The 12,249-nt window shown below is 46.0% G+C and carries 12 protein-coding genes; 6 read left to right on the forward strand and 6 right to left on the reverse strand.

What is annotated here, in order from left to right; all coding sequences use genetic code 11:
- Positions 1-5 precede the first annotated feature (5 nt).
- From B3S86_RS01360 to B3S86_RS01370, 3 genes are all read left to right on the forward strand, one after another.
- Positions 6-1,697 carry a DHA2 family efflux MFS transporter permease subunit gene (locus tag B3S86_RS01360; protein WP_290748413.1) on the forward strand — a complete coding sequence of 564 codons (1,692 nt, stop codon included), beginning with the start codon at positions 6-8 and terminating at the stop codon, positions 1,695-1,697.
- 130 nt (positions 1,698-1,827) lie between these two features.
- On the forward strand, positions 1,828-2,379 hold the full coding sequence (locus B3S86_RS01365) for a hypothetical protein (protein WP_035411503.1): 552 nt from the start codon (positions 1,828-1,830) through the stop codon (positions 2,377-2,379).
- A gap of 123 nt (positions 2,380-2,502) precedes the next feature.
- Positions 2,503-3,060, forward strand: coding sequence for a nitroreductase family protein (locus B3S86_RS01370; protein WP_035411506.1), 558 nt, complete (start codon positions 2,503-2,505; stop codon positions 3,058-3,060).
- A 119-nt stretch (positions 3,061-3,179) separates the two neighbouring features.
- Here the strand turns inward: B3S86_RS01370 and B3S86_RS01375 are convergent, their stop codons facing one another.
- The 3 genes from B3S86_RS01375 to B3S86_RS01385 are packed head-to-tail and all read right to left on the reverse strand — an operon-like array spanning position 3,180 to position 6,149.
- On the reverse strand, positions 3,180-4,382 hold the full coding sequence (locus tag B3S86_RS01375) for a CDP-glycerol--glycerophosphate glycerophosphotransferase (protein ID WP_035411510.1): 1,203 nt from the start codon (positions 4,380-4,382) through the stop codon (positions 3,180-3,182).
- 31 nt (positions 4,383-4,413) lie between these two features.
- A complete protein-coding gene (locus B3S86_RS01380; protein ID WP_290748420.1) occupies positions 4,414-5,439 on the reverse strand; it encodes a ribitol-5-phosphate dehydrogenase in 1,026 nt (341 codons plus the stop codon).
- Positions 5,436-6,149 (reverse strand): IspD/TarI family cytidylyltransferase, encoded by a 714-nt coding sequence (locus B3S86_RS01385; RefSeq protein WP_050677332.1) that lies wholly within the window; start codon positions 6,147-6,149, stop codon positions 5,436-5,438. The genes B3S86_RS01380 and B3S86_RS01385 overlap by 4 nt, the downstream gene beginning before the upstream one ends.
- Before the next feature lie 316 nt (positions 6,150-6,465).
- Between B3S86_RS01385 and B3S86_RS01390 the strand changes: the two genes are divergently transcribed.
- The 3 genes from B3S86_RS01390 (at position 6,466) to B3S86_RS01400 (ending at position 10,615) form a co-directional block, all read left to right on the forward strand.
- A complete protein-coding gene (locus tag B3S86_RS01390; RefSeq protein ID WP_290748424.1) occupies positions 6,466-8,211 on the forward strand; it encodes a CDP-glycerol glycerophosphotransferase family protein in 1,746 nt (581 codons plus the stop codon).
- Positions 8,208-9,269, forward strand: a complete 1,062-nt coding sequence (locus tag B3S86_RS01395) for an acyltransferase family protein (protein ID WP_290748427.1) — start codon at positions 8,208-8,210, stop codon at positions 9,267-9,269. The genes B3S86_RS01390 and B3S86_RS01395 overlap by 4 nt, the downstream gene beginning before the upstream one ends.
- A 149-nt stretch (positions 9,270-9,418) precedes the next feature.
- A complete protein-coding gene (locus tag B3S86_RS01400) occupies positions 9,419-10,615 on the forward strand; it encodes an MFS transporter (protein WP_290748430.1) in 1,197 nt (398 codons plus the stop codon).
- Between the two features lie 79 nt (positions 10,616-10,694).
- On the opposite strand, the gene B3S86_RS01405 is transcribed toward B3S86_RS01400, so the two are convergent.
- The 3 genes from B3S86_RS01405 to B3S86_RS01415 form a co-directional block, all read right to left on the reverse strand.
- Entirely contained in the window at positions 10,695-10,994 is a 300-nt protein-coding gene (locus tag B3S86_RS01405; RefSeq protein WP_035411525.1) for a hypothetical protein, read from the reverse strand.
- A 67-nt stretch (positions 10,995-11,061) separates the two neighbouring features.
- Positions 11,062-11,514 (reverse strand): DUF4385 domain-containing protein, encoded by a 453-nt coding sequence (locus B3S86_RS01410; protein WP_290748434.1) that lies wholly within the window; start codon positions 11,512-11,514, stop codon positions 11,062-11,064.
- A 49-nt stretch (positions 11,515-11,563) separates the two neighbouring features.
- On the reverse strand, positions 11,564-12,193 hold the full coding sequence (locus B3S86_RS01415) for a TetR/AcrR family transcriptional regulator (protein WP_290748437.1): 630 nt from the start codon (positions 12,191-12,193) through the stop codon (positions 11,564-11,566).
- Positions 12,194-12,249: the final 56 nt, after the last annotated feature.

Genomic DNA, 12,249 nt, shown 5'->3' on the forward strand with positions numbered 1-12,249 from the left:
CGTTCATGTCTACTACCTTCTTGTTCGGATATAGTGCGTTCACGATTCTGATCATCATCGGCGTCAACTGGATCGCCCGCCGGAATCGTCAATCCGACATCGCACTGGCCACTGACGGACCGACACTTGAGGAGTCCCTCGAGACGGAACCGACGATGACCGTGACACCACCAGTCGCAGCACCTTCAAAACAAGTATCGACTGAAAACGTCAGTATTCCGAAAGTACTGACGGTCTTACTGATTGGTATGTTCATTGCTATTTTGAACCAAACGTTGATTAATGTCGCGTTACCGGTTCTAATCAATGACTTCAACGTGTCGACGTCCACTGCCCAGTGGTTGACGACAGGTTTCATGCTCGTCAACGGGATCTTGATTCCGATCAGTGCTTTTTTAATGCGCAGTTATACGTTCCGCCAGTTGTTCCTCGCTTCGATGACACTCTTTTTCTTTGGATCAATCATCTGTTCGATGGCGATGAACTTCCCGGTCATGATGATCGGGCGTGTCGTTCAGGCGGCAGGTGCTGGTATCTTAATGCCACTAGGATCAAACGTCTTCATGACATTGTTCCCACCGCATAAGCGTGGCGCTGCCATGGGAATGCTCGGAATCGCGATGATTCTCGCTCCAGCAGTCGGACCAACGATCACGGGATATGTCATCCAAAACTATGATTGGCACGTCATGTTTTATGCGATGTCGTTCTTTGGATTAGTGACATTGCTACTTGGTACGGCTTGGTTCCGACTGACACAGCCACTCTCGAAACCTTCTTTCGATGCACTTGGTGTCTTATTCAGTACGATTGGGTTTGGCAGTCTCCTTTATGGATTTAGTGAAGCCGGGAATGACGGCTGGGATAGTCCGATCGTCATCAGCTCGATCGTCATCGGTTTAATCGGAATCGCTGCTTTTGCAATGCGTGAGCTGTCGATGGAAGATCCGATGTTAAACATTCGCGTCTTGAAGGTTCCGGAATTTTCATTCACCCTCTTCATCAATGTCATCGTCACGATGGCGTTGTTCGGTGGGATGTTGCTTTTACCGATTTACCTTCAAAGCATTCGTGGTTTTTCACCGGTCGATTCAGGTCTTCTCCTTTTGCCCGGATCACTAATCATGGGAATCACCGGACCGATTGCCGGTCGTTTATTTGACCGCTTCGGTATTCGACCGCTCGCTATCTTCGGTTTGACGTTGATGACGTACGGGACGTGGGAATTGACGCAATTAAACATGGATACGTCGTATTATTCCATCATGGGCATCTACATGCTTCGGTCATTCGGTATGGCATTCATCATGATGCCGATCATGACTGCCGGTATGAACGCTTTACCGATGAAGATGATCCCGCACGGAAACGCAACCCAAAACACACTTCGTCAAGTCGCCGGCTCCATCGGAACGGCAATTCTCGTCACCGTCATGACCCGTCAAACGACGGCTCACTTGGCAGACGATGCGAATCAGTTCACGACACTCGACCCGACGCTTTCGCAACATTTAAACGATCTTGGACAACAGCTGGGTAGCTCACAAGCTGCTTCAACGAGTTGGTTTACGATGCTGACAAAACAAGCAACGATCCAAGGGATCACTGACGCGTTCTGGATTGCGACCGTTTTATCTGCGCTCGCATTGATTCTGTCCTTCTTCTTGCACGGAAAAAAAGAACCAAATCTGGATTGATTCATGAAGGACCAGTTGATGTCATATCAGCTGGTCTTTTGCTATACTTCGTGAAAAGTTCTTCTTTGCACTTCTCTCTTAAAATCGATACACTAGGGACAATGAGTTTCATATCTAAAGGAGATGCTTTATGGTTGCCTTTCTGCAATTTTATGCGTTCATCTTTGCTTGTTGTTTTGCTTGGCAAGTCGGTCGACCATCGCCTTGGTCGCAAAAGATTTTTCGCGCCTTTTTAACAAGTGTCAACGGGCTCTTCGTCTTTGCACGTGCCTCGATTTCAATCTTTTTGTTAGTTGGACCACTATTACTCGTCACATATCTTGTTTTTCCACGATTAATCACTTTTGAAAATGGTTTAGCGATGGTGATCAGTGTGCTCGTCATCGGTCTGGTCGATCGTCTCGTCAGTCTCGTCGTCCTACCACTCATGCGTTCCTTTTTCCTAAAACGTCAACGCGTCATGCCACAATCGGTGGAAATGGTGCTCTATACGATGGCAATGGCTGTCTTGCTCTTCATTCAGCTTCATGCTGTTCCTGGCGTTCAGATTCATGTAGCATTAACGCTTTTCCTGGGATTTACGATTTATTTCGCCCATTATTTATTTGCGTTGTACCGGATTCGTCTCATGAAAAAGAAACTAACGACTGTTGCTCAAGAAGAGGAACGAAAAGCCTCTTAATACAAATTCAACGAAAGATGATTTCTTCTTAGGAATCGTCTTTTTGTTTTCTGACAAATAACATTGACAATGATAATCGTTATCATCTATAGTGAAAAAGTACTCAGTGAGGAGATGAAACGGATGCATGTCCAACAAGTGATTGAAACACGCCGGTCCATCCGGTCTTATACGGAACAACCAGTTCCAGTCGAATTAGTAGAGGCATTACTCGAAACGGCGATGTATGCCCCGAATCATAAATTACGAGAACCTTGGCGTTTTGTTCTCGCAATCGAAGAGGGACAAACTCGGTACGTCGATGCTTTGATGGAGTTACTGACAGCGCGTGGTCAATTCGAGACGAAAACATCTGAACAACGTCAACAGGCTGAACAAAAATTACGGGAAGTCCCGGTTTACTTAACAGTACTTTGTCAGGTACAAGGGACACCGGATCAACAGCTAGAGGATACACTCGCAACAGCTGCCATGATTCAAAATCTACAGTTGGTGGCGACAGAGCGCGGCCTTGGTTGCTGCTGGAAGAGCGGAAAACATTGGTTTACACCAGAATATGCTTCAATCGTTCACGCTTCAGAAAATGAACGGGTTCTCGGCGTCATTCAAATCGGCTGGCCAGCCCTCGTTCCACCTGTCAAACCGAGAACGTCCCTGAAGGACAAGTTGACGCACTTTTAAGAGGTGCGCATTCTGCGAGCTACCCCTGCTCGCGCCAATCAAGCCCCAATTCAAAATAAAAACGTTCCGATGACGTCTCTCTCCCCAAATGGAGACGCAATCGGAACGTTTTTTTGTGTTCATACCGGCGTTTTCGTATAGACAGGTGCTTCCGGAATCGTGTCATATAACAAATGATCGACAATTCGTTTGGTTGCTTCCCCGTCCTGATACGTAAAGAACTGATTCGCGAACGTCTCGATCTTCTGCGTATCGAATTGCCCGCGTTTAATCCAAGCGATGACGTCTTCGAACGTCGAGACAATCGGTCCCGGTACGAAGGATTCATACGGGAAATAGAAATCGCGTTCTGCTTTGTACGACTGCAGATCGTTAACAAGGAAAATCATTGGCTTCTGCAACAAGGCAAACTCGAAGATGACAGATGAATAATCCGTGATCAGAATATCCGCAATCTGCATCAGATCATTGATATCCGGATAGTCTGTCATGTTAATGATTTGATCCGAATACGCGTCCGGTACGATTGGTGGATTAAGAACAAACGGATGCATGCGAAGCAAGAGGACTGTATCCGGTCCAAGCTCACGACGAAACTTCTCAAAATCGAGCTCTTGATCGTAATGTGCCGTTGTTTGTCCATTTCCTCGGAACGTCGGCGCGAGTAAGATGATTCGTTTCTTGCGCCATTCTGGATATCGGTCATACAACTTTTCTCGCACACGGGCTTGGCGTGCTGTGTTCAGTAGTTGATCCGTCCGTGGAACCCCTAATGGGTAGATCCGTTCCTGCGTCATTCCGAAAGCATCCGCATATGGTGCGATACATGCTTCACCGGAAACATAGACCTTGCTATAGTTCCGGTGAATCTGGACCATCTTCAAATAATCATCATCCGGCGAATAGGATTTATCAAGCACACTATAGCCGAACTTTTTAAAGGCTCCACAAGCATGCCACAGCTGAATGACTTCTGTTCCTTTCCGTAAAGACGAGACATATACAGGATAATAATAATCATCGATGATGAAATAACGGGCAGTCGCTAATTCATACGTCGCTCGCATCATGTGGAAGACGTATTGAATTTGTCCCACCAACGATTGAGGAAATCGTTTCAACAAAAAAACGTATTCATATCCTAAATCGCGTCGCTCTAGTTCATCGTAGACGGCACGAAAGTTATCGACGAGACGATCGGAACGATAGGTCGCAAAAACGACTTTCTTTGATTGGATCGGCAGTCGCTTCGTCAACCAATATGTCATAGCAAGCAAATAGTGGACCGTCCGTCGTTGCAATAACCGAATTTTTTGTTTCATAGACGATTCTCCTCTTTTTCAGCGCATATCATCACATGCACCATTCCATGACCGTCTTTCCGAAGCGATTCGTTAAATCGTTTTCAAACGCTTTATGAATATCTTCGATTTGTCGGATTTGGAATACGCCCGAAACCAGATTCGATAGATAGGCTGGAATGTCCGGATGAGTTTGATACAATTCCATCGTTCGTGCGAAATCAGCCGGTGTACTTCGACTTGATCCGTAGACACGCAGTCCTTTTTCAAGAATCATCCGCGTGTTGATCGCGACGGCATCTTCTGACACACCGAGCAAAGCCATCGTGCCTTCTGGAATAATGTAATCGATCATCTGATTGATCGCATATTGGCTACCGATTCCACCGACGCATTCAAAACCGTGGTTGAAGGAGACATCAGCTGGAATCTGGTCGATGTGATATGTCTCGTCCGCAAACGAGAAGTAGTCGAGCTTCGACTGGGTTTTACCGAAGACGAATAGTTTTGCTTCCGGATATAATTTACGCAACAAAAGTGCCGTGATGAAACCAAGATTTCCATCTCCCCAGACACCGAACGTCTCACGGCGCGGGTGCGCAATCTTTTCAAAGCGAGTCAAGGCATGGACCGATACACTGACAAGTTCAGTGAATGCCGCGACCTCAGGATCAAGATCGACCGGTACCTCAACAAGGCGATCCGCTTTCAAGAACACATAGTCTTGCATATAGCCGTCATATCCACTCGAACGAAAACGACTCGTGCGCAGATAGTTTTCACCGATGATATCATCATCTTCCGTCGGTGTATTCGGTACCATCGCGACGAGTGTTCCCTTCTTGAATGTACCGCTTGGATCATGGACGACTTTTCCGATTCCCTCATGAATCATCGCCATCGGTAATTTTTTCGCCAATACTTCCGCACTACGACTACCTGTGAAATAGCGTTGATCGGCGTGACAAATCGATAAATATGTTGGACGTACGACGACACGATCGGTATTCAAAGACCGCTCATCATACGTCACTTCGATCTGACGCGGGGCGACGAGTTGATAGACTTGATTAATCATTGATGAATCCGCTCCTTCAAGATAGCATTTGCGATCCGTAGGTCATATGGTGTCGTCACTTTAATGTTGAACAGTTCTCCTGTGACGAGCGCCACATCTTCTCCTTTCAGAAGAAGAATCTTACACGCATCCGTCAAAATCGCCCGTTCTTCCGTTGAAAGCGACTCATAATGCGATTTTAACTTCGTGATTTGGAAGCTTTGTGGCGTTTGTCCTTGGTACATTTGATCCCGTACTGGAATATCCGTGATCGTTTTGCCGTTCGTTGACGCGACGATCGTATCAATTGCAGAAATGACCGTATCACATGAACCGAATTCTTGCGCCGCTTCAATGTTTTCCTTGATGATGCGGTGCGTCAGGAACGGACGGACGGCGTCGTGTGTGACGATGATGTCTTCTTCAGATAGACCGTTTTTCTCTTCAATCCAGTTCACCGCTGCCATGATTGATTCATTTCGATCTTGTCCACCCGGTGTAATGACAAGACGGTCATCTTTTCCGATGTATTTTTCCAAAATATCGCGTGTATAGTTAATCCAAGCAGTCGGTGTGACGATGATGATGCGGTCAAAATCTTCATGTAACAAAAATTTTTCTACTGTATGGACGATGATCGGACGTTCTCCGATCGATAAGAATTGTTTCGGGCGATCGACATTCCCCATTCGTGTTCCTTTTCCTCCAGCTAAAATGGCTGCATAAATCATCTTCTGACGCAGTGTCTCGTTACCTATTCCGCACGAGACGACCTGCTTCCCTCCCTTATGAAATAATCGTATGTCGGTTTTCTCTCCCTATCGTTCAGGGTATCTGTAATGATCCAGTCTGTATTAAACTGTTATTTTACAAAAACACAAAAAAATAAAGAAATCCCTATTAATTTTAATGTCTCACGATATAATGAGTGGTGATTTCTAGTTTCACTATACTATGTTCAACTGCATTTTAAAATTTTATCGTTATTGTGTAAATGTAATGTAATTATTCGAGCGAGGAGAGATGGTTTTGACAGAAGAGACACTTATGCCTACTTTACATGCCGAGGTCACCTACTTGGAATTAGCCGGAACGACGTTTCGTTTCGAAGCACGTTTAAGCGGGTTGACTGATTTTTTGCACGCCGAACAAACATTATTTGAAAATTCTATATTGCATCAAACTGATTCCGAGGAACCGGTCGACGACTATATTCAGTCTGAACCTGTTGAAGTATCGGTACCACTCGAACGTGCCATCGTTTTTCGGAACAAACGAAATAAACGGACGTTCATCTGCCGATTTCCATTTGAAGGAGACTGGACGGAAGAGTCCTTTACAGGCGAATTAAATTTGAACCACATTACACCAACGGGTCGTCCGTTGCCGATGGGTTATTTTGATGCTTTTTTCGCCATCGTGCAAGGAAAGACGATCTTACATGAAGCGCCTTTTGGTGATACACGTTCACTCATTCCTATCGCTTACCGCGTTGATACGAAACATAGTAACGCGTTGATCTTACTTGAGTACGAACTTGTCGTGCAGTATTCACAATACAGCAACTCTTTAGGTTTCCATTCCCTGAAAAAAGGCGAATCGAAACGTTTAGTTCAAGTCATCGATCGGTATAAGAAATGGAAGAAAAACTTGAAAAAGCGGGCGTTCAAGTTCCGCCGTTTTACGTTCAAGGCGATTTATAACGTCACGAAATGGACCCAACCGATCCAAGAGAATAAAGTCATCCTCGCTTCCGACTCACGAAGCGATATTAGTGGTAACTTCGCCTATATCTTGGATGAAGTCGAGCGGCGCAATCTCAATCTCGACGTGAAGACGTTCTTCAAACCGAATCTCCAGTCTCGCCGTGATTGGCGTGATAAGTTTGCGCTGCCGTATCACTTAGCGACAGCAAAGACGATTCTTGTCGATGATTTCTATCCGATGATCTATCCGTTGAATATTCGTAAAGGTAGTGACCTCGTTCAAGTCTGGCATGCCGTTGGCGCCTTCAAGACGTTCGGTTACAGTCGCCTCGGAAAACCAGGTGGTCCAAGTGCGAACTCGCTCAGTCACCGGAACTACACGAAAGCGATCGTTAGCTCTCATAATGTCGCCCGTCATTACGCAGAAGGTTTTGGTTTACGGGAAGACCAAGTTATCGCGACCGGTATTCCTCGGACGGATATGTTCTTCGATCAACCGTTCATCGAGGAAGCGAAAGCACGTATTTATGAGGAATATCCAATCTTCAAACAAAAGAAAGTCATCATGTTTGCTCCGACATTCCGAGGAAATGGTGCGAAGAGTGCCTATTATGATTTTGATCAGCTGGATCTCGATGCGTTGTATGAAGCACTTCATGAGGAGTATGTCTTTGTCCTAAAACTCCACCCGTTCATCCGTCGTCGGATGGAGATTCCTGAAGTCTATGCCGACTTCTTCCTTGATTTGACGGATCATCGTGAAATCAATGAATTGCTGTTCGTCTCAGACATTTTAATCACGGATTACTCATCGACGTGTTTCGAGTTCTCTCTATTGAATCGACCTATGTTGTTCTTCGCGTACGATCTTGAAGACTATATCTCGAAACGCGATTTTTACTATGATTTCGAGGAATTCGTACCTGGTCCGATCGTCAAGACATCAGAAGAGTTGATTGAGCGAATTAAAAATCAAGACTTCGAAATGCACAACGTCAAAGCATTCGCGGAGTACTTCTTCGAGCATCAGGACGGGAAATCGAGTGCCCGGTTCGTCGATCAAATTCTGCTTGGTGAAAAAAAATGACCACTGCTATCAAACCAGTGACCGCTCCTATGTACGATCATTGGCTTGGAAACTATAAAGTGCTACTCATTTTCACGGTTGTCTTTGGTCACTTGATCGAGACGTTCCGTGACTTACCAGGAAATGATGTCGTCAAGATGGCATATAACGTCATTTACCTGTTGCATATGCCAGCCTTCATCTTCATGAGTGGCTATTTCTTCAAACAAGCGCGACCACAACGAATCATCGCGTTCGTCGTTCTCTATTTTCTCTGGCAGTCGATTCACGAAATTTATTTATCTTACACGCAGGATGACTCCTTACGGGAAATGCTCGATGGATTACTTCATCCACTCGTTCCGAACTGGACGCTTTGGTATTTGCTCGGCATTATCATTTGGCAGACCGTCACACCGGCTTTTCTAGCGATGCGTTTTCCGCTGATCGTCAGTGTCTTATTCGCCTTATTGATCAACGCCAATCCAGATTCGATCACGAACTTCCTATCATTACAAAAAGTCGTCAGCTTTTATCCGTTCTTCTTGATGGGGTATCTCGTCAAGGAGCGTGGCTGGTTAACTGATACCGGCTGGCGAAAACAGATGACAGCACCGATCGGGCGGTTGACCGGACTGATCATCTCACTCTTGATTGCCGTCTTCATGATTCTCTGGACAAAAAATGGGTTTGACACGGTCTGGCTCTTTTACCGCGATACGTATGGTGAATTCGAAGTCCCGCTTCTCAAGGGAGTGGCAATCCAACTGTTTCTTTACGCCATCAGCACTATCATGATCTTCTCCGTTCTCCTGCTCGTACCGCATCGGTCGTTCGGTGAACGGTTCGACCAGATCGGAATTCAGACGCTCGCGATCTATTTGATCCACTCGTTCATCGTTCGTTTGTTCCGAGATTCGGTTCCACCAGCCATTACAGAGTCACCACTGTTATTGATTGGACTTTCTTTCTTACTCGCTACCGGATTCGTCTGGTTGCTGTCGAGTCGACCCATCGTGACGATTTTCCGACCGTTGCTGTCACCGAACGTCAAATGGTTATTCAAAAAAGAGCAATAAGTTTGAATTGGCTCTATCCTTCTTGAAGGATAGAGTCTTTTTCAAATCATCGACTCGTCTACGTTGACAGACGCTTTAGCTTGAATCTAAGATAATGAAGGTGAAACAAATAACCGCTTACAAAAAGCGGGTCGAAAGAAGGGGTCCCCTTGCACGCGGATCAACGAAAAAAATTAACGGTTCTCATGATCAATATGTTTATTGCGGTCGGGAGCTTCGGGATCATCATTCCGATTCTACCCGCTTACTTAGCGTCGATTGGACAAGGTGGAACGGCGGCTGGATTAATGATTGCCATCTTTGCCGGAGCACAGCTCGTCATGTCACCGATTGCTGGTAAATGGGCAGATCAATATGGTCGTCGTAAGATGATCATCTATGGATTGATCGGCTTGACGCTCTCGATGTTTGTCTTCTATTTCTCAAACTCTGTCACGGTTCTCTACATCTCGCGCGCAATCGGTGGTGCCGGTGCCGCACTCCTGATTCCAGCGATTTTTGCTTACGTTGCGGACATCACGACGATGGATCAACGTGCAAAAGGAAACAGCTATGTCTCAGCTGCGATGTCACTCGGGATCGTCATCGGTCCAGGAATCGGTGGATTCCTTGCCGAGTATGACTTAAAATTGCCGTTGCTCATCTCAGCGATCGTCTCGGGTGCAGCTGTCTTATTCAGCGTCCTGTTACTTCAAGAAAGCGAACAACACGATGCAACAGCGATGGCACCAGATGAAGGGTCGATGCTTAAGAAACTGGGGACATCGTTTAAAAAACCGTACTTCGTACCGCTCGTCATTACACTCGTCATGAGCTTTGGTCTCATGGCATACGAATCGGTACTAGGTCTGTTCGTTGATGATCAATTCGGTGCTTCACCGAAGGACATCGCGATCATGGTGACGTCAACTGGAATCATCAGCGTCATTGCTCAAATCTTCATCGTCGATAAGTTATCCCGTAATTTAGGCGAAGGAAAGGTCCTGAACCTGTTCCTGTTCATCGCAGCACTCGGCTTCCTGTTGTCATTATTGACATCAAGTTACGGTGGATTCTTTGCGATTACCCTCGTCATCTTCCTTGCGACATCGATTTTACGCCCCGTCTTGAATACGATGATTTCAAAGCTCGCTGGTAATGAGCAAGGCTTTGCTATGGGAATGAACAATGCCTATATGAGCATCGGGAACGTGCTCGGACCGACGCTTGCCGGTGTACTGTATGACGTCAACATTTTCTATCCATTCGCACTTGGTCTGATCTTCCTCGTCGTGACGTTCATCGGATCATTCATCTGGCAAAAACGTCAAGCACGATTAATTGCCAAGGTCGAACAGAGTTCTTAAACGAATCAAAAATAGCCTCGATCGCTCTATCCTATTGGACAGAGTAATCGAGGCTATTTCCTTTATCCCTATTCGTTCGTCATACGAATTGTTCCTCCGTTACTGACACGAGCAGTTTTGCAGCGATTTCTGTTAACAAGAAGACGAAGACGACTCCTGTAAAATCCAGCGTCAACCATGGCATCAGACCACAGCCGATCAAAAACGTCCCAATCATTAATGGACGATATGACGAAAAGGATGGTCGCTTCGGACGGATACTTAAAAGGATGCTCACAATACCAAGCATGATAAGCCATATCAATGAAATATCATAGAAAAAGTGATCGACCAGTAAAAATAGACCGATCGGATACAGCGGAATCCACCAACGGTTCATCCTCATGCCTCCCGTTTTCTTTTCAGTATCGCATGGTTTGAATGGATTCCCTTTATTTTGAAATGACTTATCCGTACTGCTTTTGATGCGCACGTTTGAGTTCAAGGTATTCTTTGTCCGCCCGAATCAAATCCCATTTTTCTTGGAAGATGGCCGCGGATTTTGCTTTTTCTTCGTCGATTTCGCGTGTGTGTAATTCTTTGGTCTCTTTATCTTTATATTTGCGCCCACCCTTGTAGTTCGCGTAACGTCGCGCACGCGTATGCCCCATCTGAATGAACTTCCGCGCCATATCCATGCCGACGAAGTCCCCGTCTTCTTTATAAGCTAAATACATCTCATAAATTTTCTCAGAGGATTCCTTCGCGATGTCCGGCGTCTTAAAACGCCAATGTGGCAAAATCTCACTTTTATAGGGTTCGACGAGCAAGACCCCTTGCTCCCCGCGTCCAACCCGGTATTTTTCCGGCTCCTTGCGAAAATCCGTCGTCTTGAAATCGAGATCGTAATCAAATGGCATCCCGGTCACGCTCCCTTCTACTTTGAAACGTTCCCTTCCTGTCCGTTCATCAATCCTCGATCCGGTAGAGTCCTTGCGTATAAATCGTCGCTAAGACGTGTGCGATCTCTTCAATCGTCGCTGTTGCTTCTTCACGGACGACTTCGAATAAATACATCTCGTTCGCGAAGAACCAGCCACGGGCGACGAGCTTCGGATCGACATCTTGTCGCGCGAGTCCTGTCTCCTGCGCATATTGAATGTCCTGACTGATCCGATCGATGAAGCGTTCTCGAATCGCTTTCCATTTCGCACGGACGATGTAAGAGACGCCGATTGCTTGCTCAACGATCCGTAGCATCGCTCGTTCTTCTTCCGCGAGACGTAAGAAATCCGTAGCTTGCGTCACGATACGTTCCTTTGCCTCTAGCGACGTCGTCGGTTCAAATGTTCGTTCCGCAATCGCATGGAAGCGACTCATGACATCTTCCATCAGGACGACGAGCAACTCATCTTTCCCTTCAAAATGCACGTAGGCTGTTCCGTAGCCGACGCCAGCTTGTTTGATCACTTGTGAAATCGTTGACGTTTGAAACCCTTGTTCTAAGAAGACGTCACGTGCCGCACTCAACAGTTTTTCGCGTGTCCGCACTGTGCGCAGATGTCGTTTATCGATTTTTTCTGGTTGAGAAGATGACATGTCCTTCACTCCTTTTGTTTTCTCTATTCGATAATATTGACACAATGTCAATTTGT

Origin of the sequence: Exiguobacterium sp. UBA3968, from assembly GCF_002385115.1 — a bacterium.
Lineage (GTDB): Bacteria > Bacillota > Bacilli > Exiguobacteriales > Exiguobacteriaceae > Exiguobacterium_A.

Bases quoted from the DNA above. Each gene is read 5' to 3' on its own strand.
- B3S86_RS01360 (WP_290748413.1), top strand. From the start codon at position 6: ATGTCTACTACCTTCTTGTTCGGATATAGTGCGTTCACGATTCTGATC.
- B3S86_RS01365 (WP_035411503.1), top strand. From the start codon at position 1,828: ATGGTTGCCTTTCTGCAATTTTATGCGTTCATCTTTGCTTGTTGTTTT.
- B3S86_RS01370 (WP_035411506.1), top strand. From the start codon at position 2,503: ATGCATGTCCAACAAGTGATTGAAACACGCCGGTCCATCCGGTCTTAT.
- B3S86_RS01375 (WP_035411510.1), bottom strand. From the start codon at position 4,382: ATGAAACAAAAAATTCGGTTATTGCAACGACGGACGGTCCACTATTTG.
- B3S86_RS01380 (WP_290748420.1), bottom strand. From the start codon at position 5,439: ATGATTAATCAAGTCTATCAACTCGTCGCCCCGCGTCAGATCGAAGTG.
- B3S86_RS01385 (WP_050677332.1), bottom strand. From the start codon at position 6,149: ATGATTTATGCAGCCATTTTAGCTGGAGGAAAAGGAACACGAATGGGG.
- B3S86_RS01390 (WP_290748424.1), top strand. From the start codon at position 6,466: ATGCCTACTTTACATGCCGAGGTCACCTACTTGGAATTAGCCGGAACG.
- B3S86_RS01395 (WP_290748427.1), top strand. From the start codon at position 8,208: ATGACCACTGCTATCAAACCAGTGACCGCTCCTATGTACGATCATTGG.
- B3S86_RS01405 (WP_035411525.1), bottom strand. From the start codon at position 10,994: ATGAACCGTTGGTGGATTCCGCTGTATCCGATCGGTCTATTTTTACTG.
- B3S86_RS01410 (WP_290748434.1), bottom strand. From the start codon at position 11,514: ATGCCATTTGATTACGATCTCGATTTCAAGACGACGGATTTTCGCAAG.
- B3S86_RS01415 (WP_290748437.1), bottom strand. From the start codon at position 12,193: ATGTCATCTTCTCAACCAGAAAAAATCGATAAACGACATCTGCGCACA.